Origin of the sequence: Arthrobacter bambusae, assembly GCF_030812595.1 — a bacterium.
In the GTDB taxonomy this organism is placed as follows: Bacteria; Actinomycetota; Actinomycetes; order Actinomycetales; family Micrococcaceae; genus Arthrobacter; species Arthrobacter bambusae_B.
In genome coordinates this window covers 47,622-71,681 of sequence record NZ_JAUSSZ010000010.1, presented here as the reverse complement: position 1 = coordinate 71,681, position 24,060 = coordinate 47,622, and the positions used below count along the sequence as shown (strand labels likewise).

At 64.0% G+C, this 24,060-nt stretch carries 16 protein-coding genes and 3 tRNA genes; 9 read left to right on the top strand and 10 right to left on the bottom strand.

Annotated elements, in window-relative coordinates; all coding sequences use genetic code 11:
• Positions 1 to 22: 22 nt before the first annotated feature.
• Positions 23 to 1,663 carry an ABC transporter substrate-binding protein gene (locus J2S96_RS14330; RefSeq protein WP_306864792.1) on the bottom strand — a complete coding sequence of 547 codons (1,641 nt, stop codon included), beginning with the start codon at positions 1,661 to 1,663 and terminating at the stop codon, positions 23 to 25.
• A gap of 422 nt (positions 1,664 to 2,085) precedes the next feature.
• Between J2S96_RS14330 and J2S96_RS14325 the strand changes: the two genes are divergently transcribed.
• Both J2S96_RS14325 and J2S96_RS14320 read left to right on the top strand, forming a co-directional pair.
• Positions 2,086 to 2,814: a FadR/GntR family transcriptional regulator gene (locus tag J2S96_RS14325; RefSeq protein ID WP_306864789.1), complete on the top strand. Its 729-nt coding sequence runs from the start codon at positions 2,086 to 2,088 to the stop codon at positions 2,812 to 2,814.
• A 411-nt stretch (positions 2,815 to 3,225) separates the two neighbouring features.
• The gene (locus J2S96_RS14320; protein WP_306864786.1) at positions 3,226 to 3,477 is read left to right on the top strand and encodes an FCD domain-containing protein; all 252 of its coding nucleotides are present in this window, start codon (positions 3,226 to 3,228) and stop codon (positions 3,475 to 3,477) included.
• Between the two features lie 287 nt (positions 3,478 to 3,764).
• On the opposite strand, the gene J2S96_RS14315 is transcribed toward J2S96_RS14320, so the two are convergent.
• Positions 3,765 to 3,838: transfer RNA gene (locus J2S96_RS14315), tRNA-Arg, on the bottom strand.
• A 283-nt stretch (positions 3,839 to 4,121) separates the two neighbouring features.
• Here J2S96_RS14315 and J2S96_RS14310 point away from each other — a divergent pair.
• Both J2S96_RS14310 and J2S96_RS14305 read left to right on the top strand, forming a co-directional pair.
• Entirely contained in the window at positions 4,122 to 5,948 is a 1,827-nt protein-coding gene (locus tag J2S96_RS14310) for a phosphoenolpyruvate carboxykinase (GTP) (RefSeq protein WP_306864784.1), read from the top strand.
• 172 nt (positions 5,949 to 6,120) lie between these two features.
• Complete coding sequence (locus J2S96_RS14305; RefSeq protein ID WP_306865020.1) at positions 6,121 to 8,712, top strand: PEP/pyruvate-binding domain-containing protein; 2,592 nt, start codon at positions 6,121 to 6,123, stop codon at positions 8,710 to 8,712.
• A 104-nt stretch (positions 8,713 to 8,816) separates the two neighbouring features.
• On the opposite strand, the gene J2S96_RS14300 is transcribed toward J2S96_RS14305, so the two are convergent.
• Genes J2S96_RS14300 through J2S96_RS14290 form a run of 3 tightly spaced genes read right to left on the bottom strand, consistent with a single transcriptional unit; the run spans position 8,817 to position 11,228 of the window.
• Entirely contained in the window at positions 8,817 to 9,308 is a 492-nt protein-coding gene (locus J2S96_RS14300) for an RrF2 family transcriptional regulator (protein WP_306864781.1), read from the bottom strand.
• Positions 9,309 to 9,332: 24 nt separating this feature from the next.
• Positions 9,333 to 9,785, bottom strand: a complete 453-nt coding sequence (locus tag J2S96_RS14295) for a hypothetical protein (RefSeq protein WP_306864779.1) — start codon at positions 9,783 to 9,785, stop codon at positions 9,333 to 9,335.
• Between the two features lie 24 nt (positions 9,786 to 9,809).
• Positions 9,810 to 11,228: a phosphomannomutase/phosphoglucomutase gene (locus J2S96_RS14290; RefSeq protein ID WP_306864776.1), complete on the bottom strand. Its 1,419-nt coding sequence runs from the start codon at positions 11,226 to 11,228 to the stop codon at positions 9,810 to 9,812.
• Between the two features lie 124 nt (positions 11,229 to 11,352).
• Between J2S96_RS14290 and J2S96_RS14285 the strand changes: the two genes are divergently transcribed.
• Together J2S96_RS14285 and J2S96_RS14280 are read left to right on the top strand one after the other, a co-directional pair.
• A complete protein-coding gene (locus tag J2S96_RS14285; protein WP_306864773.1) occupies positions 11,353 to 13,521 on the top strand; it encodes a RecQ family ATP-dependent DNA helicase in 2,169 nt (722 codons plus the stop codon).
• Positions 13,518 to 14,951, top strand: a complete 1,434-nt coding sequence (locus J2S96_RS14280) for an MFS transporter (protein WP_306864770.1) — start codon at positions 13,518 to 13,520, stop codon at positions 14,949 to 14,951. The genes J2S96_RS14285 and J2S96_RS14280 overlap by 4 nt, the downstream gene beginning before the upstream one ends.
• A 161-nt stretch (positions 14,952 to 15,112) precedes the next feature.
• Here J2S96_RS14280 and J2S96_RS14275 read toward each other — a convergent pair.
• Positions 15,113 to 15,200: transfer RNA gene (locus J2S96_RS14275), tRNA-Ser, on the bottom strand.
• A 185-nt stretch (positions 15,201 to 15,385) separates the two neighbouring features.
• Positions 15,386 to 17,647 carry a prolyl oligopeptidase family serine peptidase gene (locus J2S96_RS14270; protein WP_306864768.1) on the bottom strand — a complete coding sequence of 754 codons (2,262 nt, stop codon included), beginning with the start codon at positions 17,645 to 17,647 and terminating at the stop codon, positions 15,386 to 15,388.
• A gap of 59 nt (positions 17,648 to 17,706) precedes the next feature.
• Between J2S96_RS14270 and J2S96_RS14265 the strand changes: the two genes are divergently transcribed.
• Positions 17,707 to 19,683 carry an FAD/NAD(P)-binding protein gene (locus J2S96_RS14265; RefSeq protein WP_306864765.1) on the top strand — a complete coding sequence of 659 codons (1,977 nt, stop codon included), beginning with the start codon at positions 17,707 to 17,709 and terminating at the stop codon, positions 19,681 to 19,683.
• A gap of 413 nt (positions 19,684 to 20,096) precedes the next feature.
• Here J2S96_RS14265 and J2S96_RS14260 read toward each other — a convergent pair whose 3' ends face one another.
• Together J2S96_RS14260 and J2S96_RS14255 are read right to left on the bottom strand one after the other, a co-directional pair.
• Complete coding sequence (locus J2S96_RS14260; protein ID WP_306864763.1) at positions 20,097 to 20,876, bottom strand: VOC family protein; 780 nt, start codon at positions 20,874 to 20,876, stop codon at positions 20,097 to 20,099.
• A gap of 112 nt (positions 20,877 to 20,988) precedes the next feature.
• Positions 20,989 to 21,873, bottom strand: coding sequence for an undecaprenyl-diphosphate phosphatase (locus tag J2S96_RS14255; protein ID WP_306864761.1), 885 nt, complete (start codon positions 21,871 to 21,873; stop codon positions 20,989 to 20,991).
• A gap of 109 nt (positions 21,874 to 21,982) precedes the next feature.
• Between J2S96_RS14255 and J2S96_RS14250 the strand changes: the two genes are divergently transcribed.
• Complete coding sequence (locus tag J2S96_RS14250; protein WP_306864758.1) at positions 21,983 to 22,756, top strand: potassium channel family protein; 774 nt, start codon at positions 21,983 to 21,985, stop codon at positions 22,754 to 22,756.
• Between the two features lie 81 nt (positions 22,757 to 22,837).
• Here the strand turns inward: J2S96_RS14250 and J2S96_RS14245 are convergent.
• A tRNA-Ser gene (locus tag J2S96_RS14245) sits at positions 22,838 to 22,925 on the bottom strand.
• Between the two features lie 114 nt (positions 22,926 to 23,039).
• Between J2S96_RS14245 and J2S96_RS14240 the strand changes: the two genes are divergently transcribed.
• Positions 23,040 to 24,023, top strand: a complete 984-nt coding sequence (locus tag J2S96_RS14240; RefSeq protein WP_306864756.1) for an NAD(P)H-quinone oxidoreductase — start codon at positions 23,040 to 23,042, stop codon at positions 24,021 to 24,023.
• Positions 24,024 to 24,060 lie beyond the last annotated feature (37 nt).

Here is a 24,060-nt window from a genome sequence, read left to right as displayed (position 1 = left end):
CCCAGCGGGGGGGTGCGGCGTGCTACGAAGTGCGGCCGACGCCGATGAAGGACAGTCCCGTGGTGGGCAGCGGCTTGAAGCCTGAGAGCTTCTTTTCGTCCCACGCGCTGGGGAGTTGGCGGTGGAAGATCGGGTACAACGGGAGTTCCTCGGAGACGAGGTCCACGATCTGTCCGGTGATCTTCTTCGCATCAGCGGCCGCGGCCTGCGAGCCTTTATCCATCAGGCCCTGGAGGGTGGCGCTTTCCGGAGTGGTCCAGTAGGCGCGCTTTGCCATCCAGGTGGCGCCCGAGTAGAACCAGCTCAACAGCAGGTCTGCGTCGTTGCCGAAGACGGAAGGATCGCCCGGGGCGGCGGCAACGGAGTAGTCGGCTTTGCCCACACGGTCTGAGTACAAGGCGCCGGACTGCAGGTTCTTGGCGGTGACCTTGACGCCGGGGATCTTGTTCCACGATTCGAGCATCAGCGGCGCAACGTCCTTGACCCAGGCGGTGTCCGTGGTGAGCAGCTCGAATTCGAGGTTGCTCACACCGGCCTGCTTGAGGAGGTCCGCGGCCTTCTGGGGATCATAGCCGTAGACATTCTTGGCTTTGACGTAGTCCGGGTGGCCCTCTTGAAAGTATGACGATGCGGCCTTTGCATTACCGAACAGGGCCTTCTTGATGATGGCGTCCTTGTCCAGTCCATAGTGGAGTGCCTGGCGGACCAGCTTGTTGTCGAACGGGGCCTTGGCGCAGTTGAACATCAGGAACAGCATGCCGAAGGACTGCACGGATTCAACCCGGGTCTTGGACTTGAGGCCGTCCATGTCCAGGTACGGGACGTCCTCGATCGCCTGGACGCGTCCCGACTGGGCTGCGGTGACACGGGCTGCCGCGTCCGAGAGCAACAGCCAGGTCATGCCCTTGGCGAGTGCCGGCTTGGGGCCGTTGTAGTCGGCGAACGCTTCGAAGACGATCTTGTCGTCCTTGACGGCCGAGACCAGCTTGTAGGGGCCGGAACCGACCGGCTTGGCATCGAATCCCTTCTGGTCGGCCGTGGCCAACGCCTTCGGAACCACCTTCACCACGGAGATTCGCGGTCCGAAGCCCGGGAACGGGTACTTCAGCGAGAACTCCACCGTCTTGGCATCGAGGGCCTTGACGTCTTTGATGAAGGGAATGAACTGGGAGAACAGGGACTTGTTGGCCGGATCCATTACCCGGACGAAGGAGTAGACGACGTCGTCGGTGGTGACCGGGGCCCCGTTGTGGAACTTGGCACCCTCGCGGATGGTTACCTGATAGGTGGTGTCGTTGACCTTCTTGGGGTCGCCCGCTGCCAACGCGTTATATGGCTCGCGGGTGGCGGGGTGGAGCTCCACGAGGCCTTCGAAGATGTGCAGATTGGCGGCCTGCGGTGTGGCACCGGAGGACGTCATCGGGTCGAAACCCGTGGACAGCGCATACGAGATGCCTGCTTCGATGGTGAGGTCCTTGTTGACGGCCGCAGTGTTGTTCGCCGCGCCCGTGGTGGTGGAGGCGGGCCCGCCGCAGGCAGACAAGCTGGCCGTGAAGGCTGCCGCTGCTCCGATCGCCCCTGTCAGCTTGAGGAAGTTGCGTCGGCTGGCGTCGCTGACCAGCGGCAGGTTGTTAATCGTGTTGCTCATAAGATGCCTCACCATTCAAGTTTTCTGGTTATCGGATGTAGGACATCCGATGCTCGTAAAGAAACTGTAAGGGCGGTCACACGAAGTCGTCAAGCGAGATCCGGATCACTAGGTGGTTCGATGGGCAGCTGGGCGCTGGTGACTGAGCCGCTGGCGGGGGCGTGTCGGCCGGGCCGCTGCCGCTGGGCGGGTGCTGGAAGGTGGGCCGCCCGCCGGCTGGCTACCGTGCCCCGATTCGCTTGGCAGCCCAGTCAGGGCTCGGGCAGAAATTAAGGCGCACATCTATCAAGGAGATGGGACATCCGATATTGTATGTTGCGAAGCATTATTTTCGCGGTGGGCGCTAGGCTCACCTCAACATTAACACTGCACTAATTCCTTCGTCCGCGGTCCCGAACGGATCCGGACAGGGGGTGGGTACTTTTGCAAGGAGAGCCATGACCACTTCCAGTGTCGTTCCGCAGGCGCGGTTCAGCGCACAGGCCCGGCTCAGGGCCCTCCAATCGGACATCATGGAATTGATCCTTGAACGCGAACTCGAGGCAGGCGATCCTTTGCCCACGGAAAATGAGCTTTCCGTGGCGTTGGGGGTAGGGCGCAACACCCTGCGCGAATCCCTGAAAGTGCTGCAGGCACTGGGTGTCATCGAGATCCGCCATGGCTTTGGCATGTTCGTGGCACCAAGCAACTTCGAGGCGCTCGCTGACGGCCTGACATTCCGGGGCCGCTTGTCGCTGCGCCACCAAGGACTTGAGGCTCTGCAACTAGTGGACGTGCGCCAGGCCCTCGAGTCGGGTTTGATCGGCTCCTCGATGGACGTAATGACCACTGAGCAACTCGCCTTGATCGAAGAATCCGTCAAGCAGATGGAGGAGCTCGCGCAGTCCGGCGAGAACTTCGTGGCTGCCGACGCCGAGTTCCACCGCCGGTTGTTCGAACCGCTGAACAACGAGCTCCTCATCAACCTCATGGGTGTTTTCTGGAAGGTTTACCGGAAGATCCACGTAGAGATCGGCTCCGATAACGAGGATCTTGTAGCAACGGCGGCCATGCATCGAAGCATCTATACCGCCGTCGCAACCGGGGACAAGACCGCCGCTGCCGAACTGCTCAATCGCCACTTTGACGGGATTCGTCGCCGCATCAGCGAAGCCGTCGCAGTCTAGGGACAGCAAGCCAAGCGCAGGGGCCGCCGTCGTACTTTTTCGCGAAGTATGACGGCGGCCCTTTGCTTTTGTGCACGCTGTGCCCCTTTGTCGAGCGACGGCGTGACATTCTGCTGGATCATTCGGACGGCCAAGAACGCCAGCCGCGTGATTCCGGGGGTGCTAGAAGGTGTCAGGGCCGATGATCCAGCAGAATGTGCGCGCCCGGCCTGCGGGTGGCGGACAGGGCTAGCCGCTCCGGGGAACGCCAGGATGTCAGCAGACGCTCCGAGCTTGAGGCGTTCCTTGGCTGGCCGATGGGTACCTCCAATCAGCCATCGCTTACCTCGTTCGGTGGCGCCCGGTCATTCCGCCGCCGCACGGCTTGGTGCTGGAACGTTGCCCCGCGGATCCCGGTGACCGGCGAGGTCCATGACCAGATCCAGCGAATACGCCGGGCTGAATAACGAGTTCCTCATCAACCTCATGGGTGTTTTCTGGAAGGTTTACCGGAAGATCCACGTAGAGATCGGCTCCGATAACGAGGATCTTGTAGCAACGGCGGCCATGCATCGAAGCATCTATACCGCCGTCGCAACCGGGGACAAGACCGCCGCTGCCGAACTGCTCAACCGCCACTTTGACGGGATTCGTCGCCGCATCAGCGAAGCCGTCGCAGTCTAGGGACAACAGCAAGCCAGGCGCAGGGGCCGCCGTCGTACTTTTTCGCGAAGTATGACGGCGGCCCTTTGCTTTTGTGCACGCTGTGCCCCCTTTGTCGAGGGACGGCGTGACATTCTGCTGGATCATTCGGACGGCCAAGAACGCCAGCCGCGTGATTCCGGGGGTGCCAGAAGGTGTCAGGGCCGATGATCCAGCAGAATGTGCGCGGCCGGCCTGCGGGTGGCGGACACAAAGGGTGAATGTAACGAAAAAAGACCCGCACCGAAGCCGGTGCGGGTCTTTATTTGTGCGCCCAAAGGGATTCGAACCCCTGACCTTCTGTTCCGTAGACAGACGCTCTATCCAGCTGAGCTATGGGCGCATCTTGGTGATTCTCGGGAGTTTCAAACTCGTGCCCCCCTCGAACCTCAATAAACTTTACGCGAGATCCCTGTCGCTGCCAAATCGACGCGGTGTAATCTGTCTAACTAGACCGGTCTATGTGACCTTGATCACTAAATTTAGCGAATCCCTGACGCCGATCCTTGATTTTTAGGGGTTTTGCTCCGAAATGGTCGAGAGATCCCATGTCCGGACCCGGATTGGTCTACTCCGCGCCCCCTAGCATTTAGGACACACCACTGAACCCGAGGAAGGGAACCACGATGGGCGATCTGGCGCGACTGCCGTTGCTTGAGAAGGCACCTACTACGCATGCACGCCTGTTGGCCTGGGTGGAGGAAGTGGCCGAGCTGACACAGCCTGACCGCATCCACTGGGTCGACGGTAGCGAAGCGGAAAACAAGAAGCTTACCGACGAACTCGTCGAGGCGGGCACCCTGAAGAGGCTGAACCAAGAGCTCTTCCCGAATTCTTTCGCGGCATTCTCTGATCCCGCGGACGTAGCCCGTGTGGAAGAGCAGACGTTTATCTGCTCCGAGAAGGAACACGACGCTGGCTTCACCAACAACTGGATGGCCCCGGCCGAGATGAAGCAGAAGCTGCGCGGGCTGTTCGCCGGCTCGATGCGCGGCCGCACCATGTATGTCATTCCGTTCGTCATGGGCCACCTGGATGCCGAAGATCCCAAGTTCGGCGTCGAGATCACCGACTCCGCATACGTTGTTGCCTCGATGCGCATCATGGCGCGCATCGGCACCGACGTCCTGGACCGCATCACCCAGACCGATGCTTTCTTTGTCCCCGCACTGCACTCCCTGGGCGCTCCGTTGGAGGCCGGCCAGGCGGACGTCGCATGGCCTTGCAACCCGGACAAGTGGATCGTGCACTTCCCGGAAGAGCGCTCTATCTGGTCCTTCGGCTCGGGTTACGGCGGCAACGCCCTCCTCGGCAAGAAGTGCTACGCGCTACGCATCGCGTCCGTCATGGCACGCGATGAAGGCTGGCTGGCCGAGCACATGCTCATCTTGAAGCTGAGCTCGCCTGAGCAGAAGACCTACTACATCTCTGCGGCGTTCCCCTCGGCTTGCGGCAAGACCAACCTCGCCCTCCTGGATCCCACCATTAAGGGCTGGAAGGTCGAAACCCTTGGCGACGACATCACGTGGATGCGCTTCGGCAAGGAAGGCGAACTCCGCGCCGTCAACCCCGAGGCCGGCCTGTTCGGCGTGGCTCCCGGCACCGGTTGGGGCACCAACCCCAACGCCATGCGCGCCATCGCCAAGGGCAACAGCATCTTCACCAACGTCGCATTGACCGACGACGGCGGCGTGTGGTGGGAAGGCATGACCGAGGAAACTCCGGCGCACCTGACCGACTGGCAGGGCAACGAGTGGACCCCCGAGTCCGACAAGCCTGCGGCCCACCCGAACTCGCGCTTCTGCACGCCGATCGACCAGATCGACATGCTGGCCGAAGAGTACTTCAGCCCCGAAGGCGTGGAGCTCTCCGCGATCCTGTTCGGCGGCCGCCGCAAGACCACCATCCCGCTGGTGACCGAGGCCCGCGACTGGTCCAACGGTATCTTCATGGGTTCCACGCTGTCTTCGGAAACCACCGCCGCAGCAGCCGGAGCAGTCGGTGTTGTTCGCCGCGACCCCATGGCCATGCTGCCCTTCATCGGCTACGACGCAGGCGACTACCTGAACCACTGGGTCAACCTGTCAGCCAAGGCAAACCCGGAACGCTTGCCAAAGATCTTCCTGGTCAACTGGTTCCGCCGTACTGCCGAAGGTGGCTTCGCGTGGCCTGGCTTCGGTGACAACGCCCGTGTCCTCAAGTGGGCCATCGAGCGCCTCGAAGGCAAGGCGGACGCCGTCGAGACCCCCATCGGCTTCGTGCCGACCGGCGAGGCCATCGATCTCGAAGGCCTTGACATGACCCCGGCCGAAGTCGAAGCAGCAGTCCGCGTCGACGCCGCCGAGTGGGAAGCCGAGTTGGCATCCATCGAGGAATGGTACGCAAAGTTCGGCGACTCCCTGCCGGCGGCGCTCATCTCCGAGCTCGAGGGCCTGAAGGCCCGGCTGGCCTAGCCCACCCGGCACAGGCCCAGCTACACGTCCGACGGCGGCCCCGCACCTTGCACTCAAGGTGCGGGGCCGCCGTCGTCTTCCCATCTGGAGCAGCCGATGCGGAAGGATTGTGCCGAGGTTGGCGCGGGAGTAGCTTCTGGAGAACCAGCAGTTCTCTACTTCCGGGGTGGCCATGGACGATTTCCAGCAACACTCGGGAGAGGACACGCTGCCGCCAACTCGGCACGAAGGTCCCAAGAAGAGCGGTCAGGTGATCGCGCCCTTGGCCGATTTCGGGATGGGGGACATATCCCTTGCCGGCGGAAAAGGCGCGGCGCTCGGGGAGCTGGTGCGCCAGGGATTTCCGGTGCCGCCGGGCTTTGTCATCACCACGGGGGTGTACTTGTCCTTCCTGGCGGAAACGAACGTGGGTGCAGCTCTGGACGGTTTCCTGTCGGTCGGGCCCGCTGAAGCTCCCGACGGCGGCGACGGCACCGGTGCCGCCCTGCGGGCCCTCTTCGCCGCGACGGAAATGCCTGCCCAGCTGCGGCAGGAGATCATCGAGGCCTATTCAAGGCTGGGCGGTGGGGCGGTCGCGGTCCGGTCCAGTGCAACTGCCGAGGACCTTCCGGGCGCTGCGTTCGCCGGTCAGCAGGACAGCTATCTCAACGTGGTGGGCGCGCCCGAGGTAGTCCGGGCGGTCGCCGACTGCTGGGCTTCGTTGTGGACGGACCGGGCCATCGCTTATCGCCGACGGCAGGGGATTGATCCGCGTGACGTGGCGATCGCCGTCGTCGTGCAGAAAATGGTGCCGGCCGCCATGGCGGGCGTCCTGTTTACCGCCAACCCTGTCACGGGCGAGCGGGCCGAGATGGTGGTGGACGCGAACCCCGGGTTGGGGGAGGCTGTGGTCTCTGGGCGGGTGACTCCGGAGCATTACGTCCTGGACGGTTCGGGAAGAGTGCTGAGTTTCGTGCCCGGTGGCCGCGAGGTGGTGATTGACGCGGCTGAGGGCGGTGGCACGCAAGAAAGCCCCGGTCGGCAGGATGCAAAGCCGGGGCTCGCCGCTGAGGAACTGGTGGAATTGGCCATGCTGGGAAAGAAAGCCCAGCAGCATTTCGGCCGGCCGCAGGACATCGAGTGGGCGGCAACCGCCGGGACGCTGTACATACTTCAGTCGCGGCCAATGACGGCACTCCCGCCCCAGCCTCCCGACCTCAACGCCGTCCAACGTCGGGTGGGGCCGTTTTTCATCGAGATGTTCCAGGAACGGCCGTACCCGTTGGACGTATCCGGTTGGATGAGCCGGGGAATCCTCGCCATGCTGCACGGTATGGCCGGGAGCGTGGGCGTGGTCTTCCCTCCGCTCGGGGAGTTGCTGCCGGAAGAGGACGGAGTGGTGGTCCAGCTCATTCCCCCGGTGCCGCGTCCGACCATCCGAACGCTTGCCGCGCCGGTATCTTTGCTGCGCCGCGCTAGGCGATTCAAAGCCGGCGCCTGGACCCGGGATCCCCGTTTCTCTTTGTTCATCGACAACATTGAACGATTGAACGGCAGGGATCTCGGTCCGCTGCGCTGGCGTGCAGTTGTCGGGTTTGCGGAGGAATGCTTCGCGGCGATGCAGGGCATCACGGACTTGAGGGTCTCCTACCTGCCAGGCATTTTGGTGCCGGTGCTGAAAATGCGCCTCATGCTCTTGCTCCTGGGCAAGGTAAAGCTTGCGCCCGCGCTGATCGCCGGGGCGCAAACGCGGACGAGCCAGGCGAACAAGGCTATAGAACGGCTCGCGTCCATCGCGGCGGCCGATCCGGAGCTGTCCCGCGCCCTGGTTGTTCTAGGACCCCGTGAGCTCCGTGAGTTGGTGGAAAATGGCCCTGGACATCGTGCTTTCCGCGAGGCTTTCGAGGCGTTCCAGCTCGAGTACGGCCACCGCGAAACCACGAGCGTTGTCCTCAGTAGTTCGCCCACGTGGTCCGACGCCCCGGAAGTGGTTTTGGGGCTGGTGAAGGCCATGTCCGGAGAGCGACCCAGAACAATCAACCAGGCGGGGAATGCGCTTGCGGAATTGAAACGTCACCCGGCTCTCCGCTTCCAAGCACTGCGACGAAGGGTACTTGCCGCCGTCGAGTCCGCCCAGGCCGGAATGGCGTTCCGCGAGGACAGCCACTTCTACGCCACCAAAGCCATCCCGCCGATTCGCCGGGCCTACCGGGAGCTCGGCCGACGGCTGGTGCTGGCCGGCGTGATCGATGAGCCGGACGAAATCTATCACCTGCGGTTCGAAGAACTAGAGTCCATCACTGACGACGACGACGGCGCGTTGCCGGCTTCCATTCGTGACCGTTTCCGGCCGCTCGTGCTGGCTCGGGCGGCAAAGCGGCATGAGCTCGACGGCATCCCGCTGCTCGATCCGGCCTTGCTCTTCGCTCGAGCCAGCCAGATCGAGGGAGCCCTCGTCTCCGGCACGGCCGCCAGCCGCGGCCAAGCGACCGGGCCGGTCCGTGTGATCCGTGGACCGTCGGAGTTCGGACTGCTGCGCAGCGGAGAGGTCCTCGTCTGCCCCTACACCAACCCCGCTTGGACACCCCTGTTCCAGCGGGCCGCGGCTGTAGTGGTGGACGCCGGGGGACTCGGTTCGCATGCGGCGATCGTCGCAAGGGAATACGGAATTCCGGCCGTTATGGGCACGGGTTCGGGCACGAGCACTTTGGCCGACGGGCAGTATGTGCTCGTGGACGGGACCATGGGGGTGGTCCGGGCCGCCGCTACCGCGCAGAGACCTTGAGTTTCCGGAGCGCCGAGTTTCCGGAGCGCCGTCGACCTGCGGTTCGTCTTTCCGCAGTGCCGATCGGTGACGATTTAGTGGTGCACGTCGTGGACGAGGTGACGCTACGCGTTGTAAAAGGGGTTGGTCGATCGAGGGCCGGGCTTTTGCAGCCTGGGGTTTAGCCCGATCGCCTGAAATACGGGCGTCATTTGCCGCAGGTGCGGCAGGGAAGAGACGACGACGCCGTCCAGCTCCCGGTAGAAGGCCTCCCGCGCGCGGGCCAGGGCAACGCGCAGGCCGCATTCGGTGATCATCGGGCAGTCGCCGTGGGCGGATTGGCACTCCGCGGGATCCGACCTGGTGTCAAGTCGCCGCAGGAGTTGGCCCACAGTGGCTTCCTGTCCGGCCGCACTGATCCGGGATCCGCCGTTTCGGCCACGCTCGACGTCAATGAGGCCGAGCTCCCGAAGCCGAACGATGGCCTTGCTGACATGGTGGTAGGGAGTCCCCACAGCGTCCGCGATGTTTTGGGTCGTCAGGAGTTCACCTGCGGGCGCGGACGAGAGAACCAGGAGCGCACGCAGGCTCACATCCGCGAAGGCATTGATCTTCATGCCCTCAAGCTTACGGAGTAAGGTCTAGTCCACCCATACTACGGATTCATTGGTGTCGGCCTCGGCGCTGTCAAAGACGAAGCCTTCGGCGGTCTGGACATAGGGCACGACTGCTGCCATCAGGCCGCCGCTGCGATGTTCGGCCGCGGCGTGAATCCCGTCCGATCCGTGTTCCGGAAGGATGACATCGCTGGCAATCGCCACTGCGCGGTATTCGTCACGGCCTTGTCGCAGCAATTCGCGGATGTCTGCCAGCATCGACTCCGTGTCCACGTTTCCCTCGTCGTCCGGCTCTCCAGGCGTGATTAAGACGATCCGAAGTTCGTTGTCCACCGCGAGCGTGACTGCAAAAGGCAGGAAGCCACCGTTTTGTTCCAAGTGTTCCTGCGCCGTCGCCAAGGCGGCTCCAAGGGTTTCACGCACTTCGCGGAGTTCGCGTTCCTCCGTGCTTTCGAGACTGTCGATCTGGGAGTTCATGTTGCTCGCCTTCGGCGCTGCCAGCTAGGACCGGACCAGCGCGAGGACGCGATCGCGCACCTTTTCCATGGTGGCAACGTCCTTCGCCTCTGCGTTCAGGCGCAGGAACGGCTCCGTGTTGGACGGACGAAGATTGAACCACCAGCTGCCATCCTTCGAGGTGAAGGTGCTGCCGTCCATGGTGTCCACCTCGACGTCTTCGCCGTCAAAATCGACGCGGACCCGCTCGATGGCTCCCGCCTTGTCTTCGATTTCGGAATTGATCTCACCGGAAGAGACGTAAGGCTCGTACTGGCGGCCAAGCTCTGACAACGGGCCGTCTTGCTCGCCCAATGCCGCCAGGACATGCATGGCTGCCAGCATGCCGGTGTCCGCGTTCCAAAAATCGCGGAAGTAGAAGTGCGCGGAGTGCTCGCCGCCGAAGACGGCTCCTTCCTCGGCCATGACAGCCTTGATGAACGAGTGGCCCACACGCGTGCGCACGGCCCTGCCACCATCCGTCGCCACGAGCTCCGGGACGGCCCGCGAGGTCAGCAGGTTGTGGATGATCACGGGGGTCTCTTCACCCGCGGCCCGTGCACGGGCGATTTCCCGGCGAGCGACCATCCCGGTGATCGCGGACGGAGACACCGGTTCGCCCTTCTCATCGATCACAAAGCAACGGTCGGCGTCGCCGTCGAACGCCAGGCCGATATCGGCACCGTGCTCGATGACTGCGGCTTGCAGATCGCGCAGGTTTTCGGGCTCAAGCGGGTTGGCCGGGTGGTTCGGGAAGGAGCCGTCCAGCTCGAAGTACAAGGGGACAATCTCGAACGGCAGGGCAGGAAGCAACTGGTCACCAAGCACTGCGGGAGTGGTCAGTCCGGCCATGCCATTGCCGGCGTCGACCACGATCTTCAACGGACGGGAGCCCTTGAGGTCAACCAAGCTGCGAAGGTACTCCGAGTACTCCTTCAAGACATCGCGGGAGCTGATCACGCCTTGGGACGCCGCAGCCGGGATACTGCCCTGGTTCAGGTACTCCTCCGCGAGTGCCTGGATTTCCTTGAGGCCAGTCTCGGACGAGATCGGCTGAGCGCCGGCCTTGGCCATCTTGATGCCGTTGTATTCGGCCGGGTTGTGGCTCGCGGTGAACGTGGCACCGGCCGCGTTGAGCGCACCGCAAGCGTAATAGAGCTCATCAGTGGAGATGAGGTCCAGGAGCTGGACATTGGCGCCGCGGCGGGCGGCGCCGTCGGCGAATGCCTTGATGAATTCGGGAGATGACGGGCGCATGTCTCCGCCCACCAGCACCGTCTCACCCGCAAGGCCGAGGGTGTCGACGAACGCCGCGCCGACAGACTCCACGATGTGGGCCGTGATGGATTCGCCGACGATTCCCCGGACGTCATAGGCCTTGAAGGACGCCGAGAGGTCGAATGTCTTGTTCTGCTCGCTAGTCACGCGCTCAATCTTACTGTGGAGCGCGGTCGACACTAGGCCGGGGCTTCCTCAAGGCGGAAAACGTTTGTCCACATAGATGAAGCCGCGGGTGCTTGCTGTCTGCGGGTGCTGGGATACTGAAACCATGCCCAACAACCCGGATGCAGCCCTCCTCGCAGAACAATCAACCACCCGGCTGCAGGCCCTTGAGGTTCTGCGGGAGCTTGTGGGGAACCCGGAGGCGCAATTCCACGATGGCCAGTATGAGGCGATCGAGGCACTCGTCGACGCCGGACGGCGCGCTTTGGTGGTACAGCGGACCGGTTGGGGCAAATCGGCAGTGTACTTCGTCTCGTCGTTGTTGCTGAGGCGCAGGGGAGCCGGACCCACGCTGATCGTTTCGCCACTGCTTGCACTTATGCGGGACCAAGTAGCGGCAGCCGCACGTGCCGGCGTGCGAGCCGTGGCGATCAACTCAGCCAACCAGCTTGAGTGGGACAACGTCCGCGAGCAACTGGCCGCTGACGAGGTGGATGTCCTCCTGGTTTCGCCGGAGCGGCTCACCAATCCTGCGTTCCGGGAAAACCAGCTTCCCGAGCTCATCCGACGTACCGGTCTCTTGGTCATTGACGAAGCACACTGCATTTCGGACTGGGGCCACGATTTCCGCCCCGACTACCGGCGCATCTCCGATCTCATCGAACAACTGCCGGGAAGCGTCCCCGTCCTGGCGACCACCGCTACGGCCAACTCCCGGGTGGTCCATGACATCGAGGAACAACTCGGCGCCGGCGTCCTCACCATCCGCGGCGCGCTTGGCCGCGAGTCCCTGCGCTTTGGTGTCCTCAAGCTTGCCGACTCGCGGGATCGCCTCGGCTGGTTGCTGACCCATCTTGCGGACATGCCAGGCAGCGGAATCATCTACACCCTGACTGTTTCCGCCGCGGAGGACACCGCCCGGCTTCTCTCCGAGGTGGGCCATGACGTCTTGTCGTACACAGGACGCACCGACCCGGCGGACCGCGAACGGGCCGAGCAACTTCTCAAGGACAACCAGGTTAAGGCACTCGTGGCCACCTCTGCGCTTGGCATGGGCTTCGATAAACCGGATCTCGGTTTCGTCATCCACCTTGGCGCCCCGTCATCCCCGGTGGCCTACTACCAACAAGTGGGCCGCGCGGGCCGTGGCGCCGCAAACGCCGACGTGCTCCTCCTGCCTGGATCCGAGGATCGCGAGATCTGGCAATACTTTGCCACCGCTTCCATGCCTTCGGAGGAGAAGGCCGCAGCCGTCCTCGAGGTCTTGGCCGATTCGGGCTCGGCCCTGTCCACCGTTGCCCTCGAGGCGAGGGTGGACCTGCGCCGGACGCCATTGGAACTCCTGTTGAAGGTCCTTGCGGTGGATGGTGCAGTGGAGCGCGTTGGCGGCGGCTGGAGGTCCACCGGGCGTCCTTGGATCTACGACGCCGAACGCTATGCCCGCATTGCCGAAGCGCGGGTGGACGAACAAGACTCCATGGTGATTTACCAGGACACCGCCGGATGCCGCATGGAATACATCACCGCGGTCCTGGACGACGAGTCCGCCACCGCGTGCGGTCGCTGCGACAATTGCGCTGGCCAGTGGTTTGCGGCTGACGTGGCGGCAGCCGCCGCAGACGCCGCAGGGCAAACACTCCGGCGCGCGGGTCTCGTGCTCGAACCACGGCTGCAGTGGCCAAGCGGCATGGACCGGCTGGGCGTCGCGGTGAAGGGCAAGATCAAGCCCGATGAGTTGCTGGCAGAAGGCCGTGTCCTGGCCCGCCTGACCGATCTCGGCTGGGGAGGGGCCCTTCGCGAACTGTTCGCGGCGGGCGCGGCTGACCGCGAAGTCGACCCCGCCATGCTGCAGGCCTGTGTGCAGGTGCTGCGTGAATGGTCCGCCGGAGATGGCCGATCTGCCGGGTGGAGCGGCCAAGGGCGTCCGGCAGCCGTCGTGAGCATCCCGTCCAGGAACAAGCCGCGGCTGGTCGAATCCTTGGCCCGCGGCATAGCAGGGATCGGCCAGATGCCGTATTTGGGTCCCCTCCAACTCCAGCACGGCGGACCCGCCGGCGGGAGGGGTGGCAACAGCGCATACCGGCTGGCCGGTGTCTGGGACCGCCTCGTAGTGGGCTCGGAACTTGGACAGAGCCTCGCCTCGCTGGACGGTCAAGGCATCCTCCTGGTCGATGACCTCGCGGACAGTCGCTGGACTGTGACCGTAGCCGGCCGTGCGCTCAGGCAAGCCGGAGTGGGCTCGGTGTTGCCTCTAGTCCTCGGTCAAGCAGGTTGAACGGGGCAGCCCCGGACGTCCCGTCCGGGTCCACAGCGTCCACATGGCAACCGCGGCTCGCGTTGCTGGTTGCCGCCACCTTCTTCATGGAGTTCCTTGACGGCACGGTCCTCACCACCGCCATGCCGAGCATCGCGGCCGACTTCAGAGTCGCTTCGGCTGATGTCAACGTCACGATGACTGCCTACCTGGTGACCGTGGCCATGGGAATCCCGCTTAGCAGTTGGCTAGCGGAACGCTTCGGGGCACGTCGGATATTCTGTCTGGCGATTGCAGTGTTCACGGTGGCATCGCTGCTGTGCGCGGTAAGTCAGGACCTCATCTGGCTGACCCTGAGCCGCGTGGCGCAGGGGGCCGGCGGGGCCATGATGGTGCCCGTTGGAACCCTGGTGGTGCTGCGAGGTACCCCCAAATCGGAGCTCCTCCGAGCTACGGCATTTCTTGTGTGGCCCGGCTTGTTGGCACCCGTTTTGGCACCTCTCGTGGGCGGAGCTTTCACCACCTATCTTTCCTGGCACTGGATCTTCCTGGTCAACGTACCGCTGGGACTTGCGGCATTCATCGCAGCCTTGAGACTGGTTCCCCGTACGGGAGGCGACACGGGCCGGCGCCTCGACTGGCTCGGGTTAACGCTGATTACGTTAGGCGTTGGGTCCCTCGTTGTCGGTCTGGAAGGGTTCGGTGGCCGTGGCGCTGGCCTGGTTCCGGCCGGTTTGCTGCTGGCCGGAGCACTGGCTTTGGCGGGTTCGGCCTGGTGGATGCTCAAGGCCAGGGCGCCGCTTTTCAACCTTCGCGTCTTCGCCACCCGCACGTTCCGGGCTACCTCCACTGGAGGTTTTGTTTATCGGCTGACCATCAGCTCGGTGCCTTTTCTGCTTCCGTTGCTGTTCCAGAACGGTTTCGGGTGGGATCCGCTCAAGTCCGGGGCCATGGTGGCGGCCGTCTTCATCGGGAACATCGGCATCAAGCCGGCTACCACGCCCCTCATCCGGCGGTTTGGCTTCAAACCCGTGTTGGTCTTCGCCTCTTTTGCCTCGGCTGTCACTTTTGCCGCTTGTGCCGCGCTCAACGCGGGGACCCCGGAACCGTTGATTTTTGTGTTGCTGTTGGCCAGCGGAGCCTTCCGTTCGATCGGATTCTCGGCGTACGCCTCCGTGCAGTATGCGGACATCGTTCCGGAGCAGCTTCCCTCGGCCAATGCTGTTTCGGCCACCCTCGTGCAGTTAGCTGCTGGGGCTGGCATTGCCGTGGGGGCGTTCTTCGTGCGCCTCTTCGACCATGTCTCGTTCTTCGGCGGCGGCCCTTCCGCGGCCTACCGTGGCGCGTTCCTCGCCATGGCCGCTGCGATGCTCTTGAGCACAGTCGACAGCCTCACGCTGCACCGGCACGCCGGGGCTGAAGTCAGCCGCAGCGTTGTGAGCAAATCCTAGAGACGGCGGAGCCGGGGTGAGGCTACGGGGCCAGAGGGAGGCCGCGCAATGTCGAAGACCGTGTCCGCCGCCGCTCGGCCCCCGAAACCGGCGCTTGTTTGTCATTCTGCAAGGGGCCTGTAACGCAAAAAGGCCCCGGTCCAAGGACCGGGGCCAAAACGCGGAGACGGGGGGATTTGAACCCCCGGTGGAGTTGTGCCCCACACTTCATTAGCAGTGAAGCCCATTCGGCCGCTCTGGCACGTCTCCAGTTGCTATTGCTAGCCAACCAAGGATACGCAGAACTGGGCACCCAGCGCAAAACGGGGACGCGGGCCGCCGTCGGGCGCCGCGCCACGGCGGGTCAGACCTGACGCGGGCCGCCGTCGGGCGCCGCGCCGCTGCCTGCCAGACCTGGCGCGGGCCGCCGTGGGGCGCTCCGCTCGTCCAGGGCTCTAGTGCCCCGAGCCCTCCTTGCCCGCAAGCGCCCGCCATAGGAAATGCTGGCTGCGGGCTTGGAGTGAGGCCGCCTGGCGGTTGTCCGATGCTCCCGCGTGACCGCCTTCAAGTGCTTCGTGGAACCACACGTTCCGGATACCCATCGCCTGCATCCGGGCGGCCATCTTCCGCGCCTGGACCGGGCCCACGCGGTCATCGGAGGTGGCCGTCCAGATGAACGTCTCCGGGTACTCCACTCCGTCGTGCAGCAGGTGGTAGGGCGAGAAGGTGCGGATGTACTCCCACTGGTTCGGGACGTCGGGATCGCCGTACTCCGCAATCCACGAGTAGCCGGCTGAAAGCTTGGTGTACCGGCGCATGTCCAGCAACGGGACGCCGCAGGAGATCGCTCCGAACAACTCCGGGTACCGCGTCAGCATGTTGCCCACCAGCAGTCCGCCGTTGGAGCCGCCTACGCAGCCGAGCCGGCGCGGACTGGTCACGCCCCGCGAAATGAGGTGCTGCGCCACGGCGGCGAAGTCTTCGAAAGCACGGTGGCGATTTGCTTGCACGGCCGCGCGGTGCCAAGCGGGACCGTACTCGCCGCCGCCGCGGATGTTGGCCACGACGTAGACGCCGCCGCGTGAGTGCGGTGCCGAGCCGTCGTCGGACGCGATGCTTTCGCTCCGGCGCTCCAGCCAGGCGCGCCCGATGGCTCCGCTGTAGGCCGGGGTCCTTGAAACCTCGAACCCGCCGTAGCCCGAGAGCTGTGTGGGGTTCTCGCCGTCGAGGTCCAGATCTTTGGAGGCCACCTGGAAATAGGGCACGCGTGTGCCGTCTGCCGAGGTGGCGAAGTGCTGCTGGACCTCGTAGTCCGCCTCGTTGAAGAACGATGGCGAGGACTTCACCACGGAGTGCGTACTGGACACCCCGCCGTCGTGGCCTGCACCGAGGGTGTAGCCGGAGATCCCGCGGGACAAGGTGCCCCGCATGAGCGTCGTGGGGGTGGTGAATCCCGTAGCGACGAGCCAGTAGTCGTTGCCGGCGTCGTCGCCTTCCGCTTCGTCCTCGTCGTCGACGGCGTAGGCGTTCACATCGTGCAGAGGCGGGCACGCATCCAACAAAGTCGAGGACCACCCGCCGGTCGAGTCCTTGCGGGCTGGGTCGAGAACCCTGATTTCGGAAGAAACATCGTGCAGCAGGTTCAGGAGGAGGTAGTCCCGGGTCCAACTCCACGACTGGAGGGACGTGTGCTCATCCGGGGTGAAAAGCACCGTGAACTCGCGTGCTCCGGACAGATAGCCCTCGAAGTCGGCAGCCAGTAGAGAACCGGCGGGATAGCTGGTTCCACCCACGTTCCAGTCCTGCCGCGGACGGAACATGAGCCATTCGCGGTGGGAACTCAGGTTGACGTCGGTGGGGACATCGATGGCGAGCCACGCGTCGTCGCGCAGCACCGAGGTGGTCCGGTTGAAGAAGTCGATCCAGTCCACGGCGAAGGTGCGCTCGAATCCAGGCGTCGAGTCGTGCGCGACGAGTGCCATCATGTGGTCTTCGGGGATCTCGAAGATCCGCTCGGCTTCAGCCAGGCTTTGGCCGCGGCGAAGCTTCACCCCCGTGCGCGAATAGGACGAGCTGGTTTTCGGCAGGCCGTCGGCGGTCGTGGCGACGAGTAGGGTGTCGGCGTCGAGCCAACTCACGTTGCCCTTCGCGGTCGGAAGGTCGAAGCCGCCCGCGGCCGGGTCCACGAAGGTGCGGGTCTCGACGTCGAACTCTCGATGGCGGTTGGCGTCACCGCCGTCGGGGGACAGGGCGATGATGGCGAGGCGGTGCGGTTCCCCTTCAGCAGGACGCAGGAAGTTGGCCCCGTGGAAAACCCATTCTTCGTCCTCGGCGGCGGCCAGGGCGTCGATATCCAGCAGTACGTCCCACTCCGGCGCCTCGCTGAGGTAGCTTTCCCACGTGGTCCGGCGCCAGAGTCCCTTGGGGTTCTGCTGGTCTTTCCAGAAGTTGTAGTAGTGCTCGCCGCGCTTGTTGACCATGGCGATCCTGTCCGTGGAGTCCAGAACCTCCAGGATTCCGGCTTCCAAGGCGGCGTACTCGCCGTCGTCGAGCAAGTCTTCGGTGCGGGCATTTTGCTCCCGCACCCAGGCCAGCTGTTCCTCGCCGTGAATGTCTTCGAGCCAGATATTCTCGTCGACAGGTTCGGGGGCGGTTGCGGTTCCCTGGGCAGTTTCGTTGTCGGGCGCGGGCGCTTGATCAGCTGCTGTGGTGGTCATCCCTCATCCTAGAGTGACTGTCTGAGCAGGAAGCAAGTCATAAGAAGTTAGGCTTGGGCGTGGGTAAATCGCAGAACATTCGGGTCGGGCTGATCGGGGCAGGCCCCCGCGGCACCAGTGTGCTGGAGCGTTTGCTCGCCAATTGGGCTGCGACGGAAAACCAATCGCGTTCCCTGCATATCGACGTCGTGGACCCCTATCCCGCCGGTCCAGGGCACGTCTGGCAGCCCGGGCAGTCCCGGCTGTACCTCATGAACACGCAGTCGTTCTACCCCACACTGATCCCCGAAGACGAGCGGCTCGCGCCACCCTTGGCCGGGGGCTCTTTTGAGCAGTGGCGGGCGGAACAACGGTCCGGCGGCGCGCCTGGCCTGAGCCCTGAGGAACGGGCCGAACTTGCCGCGCTCGCCTCCCACGACTTTCCCAGCCGTGCCCTTTACGGGCGGTATCTGCGCTCCACGCTGGAGGAACTGCTGGACCGCGTCCCGGCAGGCGTCGAGATCGCGTTCCACCGGGCAAACGCCGTGGCCGCGCATCCCTTGCCAGCCGGCCCGGGCGGGGAAGCGCACGGGGGGTTCGACGTCGAACTCGACGACGGCGGACGGCTCACAGTGGACTCCCTCGTCCTCGCGCTGGGCCACCTCGAATCACGCCTCAACCCCGAGCAGCGTTCATTCAGCGAGGTTGCCGCGGACCTCGGTCTGCTGTACGTGCCGCCAGCCGCTCCTGCCGACGTCGACTGGTCCCTGGTCCCGGACGGCGAGACGGTCCTGGTACGCGGAATGGGACTGAACTTCTTCGACGTCATGGGCCAGTTGACTGAGGGCCGCGGGGGACAATTCGTGCCGGCCGGGGACCGGCTCCAAGGGAAGCTCAGGTACCTGCCTTCGGGCCGGGAACCGAAGATCATCGCGGCATCCAGGCGTGGCACTCCGTACCGGGCCAAGGCCGGGCTGGACGGTTACTATCCCAAGTCGGTGCGCTTGCGGTATCTGACTGAGGACGCAGTGGAACGCTTCGCCGTGGCGGGAATCCAGCCTGGCTTCGACCACGATCTTTGGCCCCTCCTGTACCGGGACGCCCTGTGGGCCTACTACTCAACGCTGGTGGTGGCGGAACCCGTCGCCGTGTCGGATGCGACGGAATTCCTGGCTGCCCTCGACGATTTGCTGCAGCCACACGCGCATGCCACCAGCCGATGGGAAAATCAGGTGGGGGAGTTGGTCTCAAACCACGTTGCAGCATCGCGCCGCCTTGACCTGCTGGGCCTCGCGGCGCCCTTGGCCGGGCGTTCCTTCGCGTCCAGGAAGGAGCTCGACGCCGCCGTCGTGGACTATCTGGACGACGACGCCCGCCGCTCCGCACTCGGAGAAACCGACCCCGTGAAGATGGCCATCGGTGCTTTGCACGCTGGACGGGCGATCCTCAAAAGCGCGGTGGCCGACGGCGGCATCACGGACGAATCGTGGGTGGGCGAGCTGCGGGGATGGTTCGAATCCTTCGTCGAGGGACTAGCCAGCGGTCCTCCGGCCCTGCGCGCCGAACAGTTGGCCGCTTTGGCGCGTGCCGGCGTCGTAAGTTTCGTGGGCCCGGATCCGCGATTCAGCGCGGATCGCTCCAAACGCGTCTTCCGGGCTGTGTCTCCGTGGGTGCACGGCGACGCCGCGGAAGCCAGGACGCTGATAGAGGCCATGTCCCCAGCGAACCGGGTAGGCATGAGCGTTTCTCCGTTGCTGCTGCAGCTGCTCCTCGACGGGTTGGCGCGGCCCAAGGTCATGATGACCGCAGAAGGTATGCCGGTGCAGACCTCCGGTTTGGATGTCCAGCCGCACCCCTACCGGCTGGTTGGCGCCAACGGTTCCGTAACCCCGGGGATGTACGCCCTTGGCCTCCAGCTTTCCTCCACCCAATGGGGGACGGCCATTGCCGCGGAGGCCCGGCCTGCCGAGGGCACTATTTACCGAAGCGGCCAACGGACGCTCCGCGACGCGGACGAAATCGCCAGGGACATGCTCGGCCTTCCCCTCCAAGAATGAGCATGCTCCCCTCAGCAAAGGAGCATGCCCCCCGCCCGTTCCCCCGAGTGGACATAACCCTGATATGTCCATTCGCCGGGACCAGGGGAGAGCATGCTCATCCGTGCCGGTGGGACCAGGGGAGAGCATGCTCATCCGAGTCCGCCGGGACCAGGGGAGAGCATGCCCTCCCTTTGAAGCGCGGGTTGGACATAATCCCAATATGTCCATTCCCCGAGTCGTGGGGAGAGCATGCTCCTCCGAGTCCGCCGGGACCAGGGGAGAGCATGCTCATCCGAGTCCGCCGGGACCAGGAGAGAGCATGCCCTCCCTTTGAAGCGCGGGTTGGACATAATCCCAATATGTCCATTCCCCGAGTCGTGGGGAGAGCATGCTCTCTGGTGGGTGGCGGGCTGCGCCTGGAGGCTGTGGTCTTACGAAGCCAGGTTTTGGGTGAGCTTGAAGATCGCACCCGTCGGGTCGGTCAGGGTGGCCATCCGGCCATAGGGAGTGTCCTCAGCCGCTTGGACCACGGTGGCGCCAAGCGAGACGGCCTGCTCGATGGTTGAATCGACGTTGTCCACCGCGAAGTAGACGCCCCAGTAGGACGGCACCTCGGCTGGGAGGAAACCGGAGGCGTCCATGATGCCTGCCTTGGCGTTGTCGCCCTCCCCGAGCGTGGTGTAACGGAACTCCGGGGAGTCGCCCACGACGGCGGTTTCCCAGCCGAAGACGTTCTGGTAGAAGGAAACCGCCGAGTCGTACTCCTTGGCGAAGAGCTCGTGCCAGGCGGGTGCGCCTGGTTCGGCAGCCAGCTGATAGCCCTTCATCTCGCCGAATTGCCAGGCGCCGATTGCTGCTCCGGAGGAATCCGCGTACATGGCCATGGTTCCCTGCTCAGGAACTTCCATGGGTTCCATGTAGACCTGGCCGCCGTTGGCGACGGCCGCTTCGGTGGTTGCCTTGATGTCATCAGTGCGCAGGTATGTGGACCAGACATCGGGCATCTGGCCCATGTCCTCCTGCTTCTGCATGATGCCGGCCACCAGTTTGCCGTCCTTGGAAGCCGTGATGTAGCCGCCGTATTTTTCCTGGTCCCCGGTCTCGTAGGTCCAGCCGAAGAGCGTGTTGTAGAAGGACTTTGCCTTCTCCGGGTCTGAGGTTATCAGGTCAATCCAGCAAGGCGAGCCGGGGGTGATGTCAGGCGTGGGCATGATTTGCTCCTGTGTCGTTGCCGCGGTTGTTGCCACGGTTTCGTGAGTGGGTGTTGGAGACAGTCAAAACCCTATGCGGGGCCCCTGACGGTTTCAATGCCTTCGAGGGTTTCTATCCCATGACGAGCATCAAGACGAAGTAGACCACTCCGCCGACCACCGAGTAGATAGCGAAGGGCGTCAGGGTGCGGGTCTCAAAGAAGCGAAGCAGGAACTTGGTGGCGAACCACGCGGCCACACCCGCACACAGTGCCCCCACCAGGAACACGCCGCGCTCGTCAGCCATGTCGGGGGTGAACAGCTCAGGCAGCTTGAGCACGGCCGCGGCACCGATGATGGGCGTTGCGAGCAGGAAGCTGAAGCGCGCGGCGTTCTCGTTGTTCAGCCCTGAGAGCAGGCCGCCGGCCATGGAAGAGCCAGAGCGGGAGATTCCGGGTATGAGGGCCGCGGCCTGCGCGGTTCCGATTCCGAAGGCGCGTTTCCAAGACAAAGTGGCGATCTCCTCGTCGGACGCCGTTGCCGTTGTATTGACGTGGCGCGCGGACGTGAGCTGCCTTTCGCGTGAGCGCAAGCGTTCGGCCCCGAAAAGCACGAGACCGTTGACCACCAGGAATGCGGCGGCGATCAGGGGCGAACCGAAGAGGTTCCGAATTGGCTTTTCGAGGACCAAACCGATGATTCCGGCAGGAACGGTTCCAACGACCAGGAGCCAGCCGAGCTTTGCATACGTGTCTGACGGAGCAATCTTCCTGTCCCGGATGGAACGGCCAAGCCCCTTGGCGATTTCAATCCAGTCCCGGAGGAAGAAGAAGAAGAGCACCAGCGCGGTGGCAAGGTGTGTGGCTATGAGGAAGTTCAGGAATGCCGGCGCCTGCTGGTCCAGGCCCCAACCGAAGAGTTTGGGCAGGATGACGCTGTGGCCAAGGCTGGAAATCGGGAAGAGCTCGGTGATTCCCTGCAGCAGGCCCATAACGATGGCCTGGATCATATTAATCATGGGTTCGATCCTAGCCATTATCGGTTACTGGACGGTGAACGTTCGCTGGGAGGCAGCCGGGTGGCGGCCGGTGAGCGCGGTCAGATGGCCAGCTGGCTAATATCGACGAATGACCCAAGAGCGATGGCGGCAGGTTTCCGAATGGCCCATGGTGGCGGCAGCGGTGGTGTTCCTGGTTGCCTATTCATTCCAGGTGATCGCCAATCTCAGCGAGGCCCAATCCACGGTGGTTGACACCATCATCTGGGTTACGTGGCTGGCGTTTGCCCTGGACTACGCGATGTGCCTCGTCCTGGCGCGGCATCGCGCCCGGTGGTTCGTGCGGAACCTGCACGAATTGCTGATTCTTGCCCTCCCGGTCCTCCGGCCCTTGAGGTTGTTGCGGCTGGTGACACTGCTGAAGCTGCTTCATCGCACCGCCGGGAACGCCATGCGGGGCCGAATCCTCACCTTTGTTTTAGGGTCCGCCGCCCTCCTGACGTACTGTGGTGCGCTCGCCGTGCTCGATGCCGAGGAGAACGCCGCGGGCGCCAACATCACCAACTTCGGCGATGCCATCTGGTGGGCGATGGTCACGATCACCACCGTTGGCTACGGGGACCACTACCCGGTGACGGTGGTGGGCCGCTGTGTTGCCGGCGGTTTGATGGTCTGTGGAATAGCGGTCTTGGGCGTCGTCACCGCCTCGGTTGCCTCGTGGCTGGTTGAACAGGTCTCCTCGGGAGCTGCGGCTGCCGCGACAGTCGCCGAGGAGCCGGTGAGGCAGGAGGTTCGCCGGCTGGCCGAGCAGGTCGAGCGCCTGAGCGCGCTTCTGGAAAACGCCGACGGCGGGATGCGGGGCGGCGTGGCCGGAACCGGCGGGGACCACGCGTCGTCGCCGTAACACTTAACGCAAAAGAGGCCGGACATGGAACCCGAAGATCCCATGAACCGACCTCTATAGCTGTGCAAACAATGCGCCACGCGGAAGGTAAGGGATTTGAACCCTTGGTGCGGGGTTACCGCACACTGGTTTTCAAGACCAGCTCCTTAGGCCGCTCGGACAACCTTCCCTGCCTAGTAGTGTTTCATAGGGAGTTGGCTGCGCCAAAAACCTGCCTCCGCGATTAACGCGGTTAAGGTGTCTGAAAGGCCAACTGCGTTGAGCAAGGGATCGGGAGAACTCTATGAAAGCCGTCTACATCTCCGAACCGGGCGGGCCCGAGGTTCTGGAAATTCGCGACGTACCCGCTCCGGTTCCCGGCCCCGGCGAGGTTCTCATCGACGTCGTCGCTGCCGGGCTCAACAGGGCGGATGTCCAGCAGCGCCGCGGTTTCTACCCGCCACCACCGGGAGCGTCCGAAATTCCGGGCCTCGAAGTCTCCGGCAGGATTGCCGCGTTCGGGCCCGGGGTGAGCAAGCCGTTTTCCGTGGGGGACAAGGTAGTTGCCTTGCTTTCGGGCGGCGGGTACGCACAGCAGGTTGCCGTCCCGGCGGAGCAGGTTTTGCGATTGCCCGACGGCGTGGACCTGATCACCGCCGCGTCCTTGCCTGAGGTAGCCGCAACGGTGTACTCGAACCTCATCATGACTGCTCAACTGCAAGCGGGTGAGACGGTGCTGATCCATGGCGCCACTGGCGGCATCGGCACCATGGCCATCCAACTCGCCAAGGCGTACGGTGCCACTGTGGCGGCGACGGCCGGAACGGCCGAAAAGGTCGGAACCGCGAAAGCCTTCCTCGGGGCCGATATTGCCATCAATTACGCGGAAGAAGATTTCGCCGAAAGCCTCAAGGCACAAAACGGCGGCAAAGGCGCTGACGTGATTCTCGACGTCGTCGGTGCCAAATACCTGCAGCAAAACGTGGAAGCACTCGCCGAGTACGGCCGGCTGGTGGTGATTGGGCTGCAGGGTGGTGTCAAGGGTGAACTCAACCTCGGCCAGTTGGTCAGTAAACGCGCGGCGATCATCGGCACGGCGCTGCGCCCGCGGCCCGTCGCGGAAAAGGGTGTCATCATGAGGGCCGTCCGCGAATCGGTCTGGCCGATGCTGGCCGACGGCCGGATCAAGCCGTTCGTGGCCAAGTCCTTCCCGGTGGAGCAGGTCCGCGAAGCACACGAATACTTCGATTCCGGCGAGCACATGGGCAAAGTCCTGCTCTTGCTCTAGCGGCGACCGGCGCCCGGCAAACCGGCAAGTACGAAGG

Bases quoted from the DNA above. Each gene is read 5' to 3' on its own strand.
- J2S96_RS14330 (WP_306864792.1), bottom strand. From the start codon at position 1,663: ATGGTGAGGCATCTTATGAGCAACACGATTAACAACCTGCCGCTGGTC.
- J2S96_RS14325 (WP_306864789.1), top strand. From the start codon at position 2,086: ATGACCACTTCCAGTGTCGTTCCGCAGGCGCGGTTCAGCGCACAGGCC.
- J2S96_RS14270 (WP_306864768.1), bottom strand. From the start codon at position 17,647: ATGACCACCACAGCAGCTGATCAAGCGCCCGCGCCCGACAACGAAACT.
- J2S96_RS14300 (WP_306864781.1), bottom strand. From the start codon at position 9,308: ATGAAGATCAATGCCTTCGCGGATGTGAGCCTGCGTGCGCTCCTGGTT.
- J2S96_RS14295 (WP_306864779.1), bottom strand. From the start codon at position 9,785: ATGAACTCCCAGATCGACAGTCTCGAAAGCACGGAGGAACGCGAACTC.
- J2S96_RS14310 (WP_306864784.1), top strand. From the start codon at position 4,122: ATGGGCGATCTGGCGCGACTGCCGTTGCTTGAGAAGGCACCTACTACG.
- J2S96_RS14250 (WP_306864758.1), top strand. From the start codon at position 21,983: ATGACCCAAGAGCGATGGCGGCAGGTTTCCGAATGGCCCATGGTGGCG.
- J2S96_RS14260 (WP_306864763.1), bottom strand. From the start codon at position 20,876: ATGCCCACGCCTGACATCACCCCCGGCTCGCCTTGCTGGATTGACCTG.
- J2S96_RS14255 (WP_306864761.1), bottom strand. From the start codon at position 21,873: ATGATTAATATGATCCAGGCCATCGTTATGGGCCTGCTGCAGGGAATC.
- J2S96_RS14285 (WP_306864773.1), top strand. From the start codon at position 11,353: ATGCCCAACAACCCGGATGCAGCCCTCCTCGCAGAACAATCAACCACC.
- J2S96_RS14240 (WP_306864756.1), top strand. From the start codon at position 23,040: ATGAAAGCCGTCTACATCTCCGAACCGGGCGGGCCCGAGGTTCTGGAA.
- J2S96_RS14305 (WP_306865020.1), top strand. From the start codon at position 6,121: ATGGACGATTTCCAGCAACACTCGGGAGAGGACACGCTGCCGCCAACT.
- J2S96_RS14320 (WP_306864786.1), top strand. From the start codon at position 3,226: ATGACCAGATCCAGCGAATACGCCGGGCTGAATAACGAGTTCCTCATC.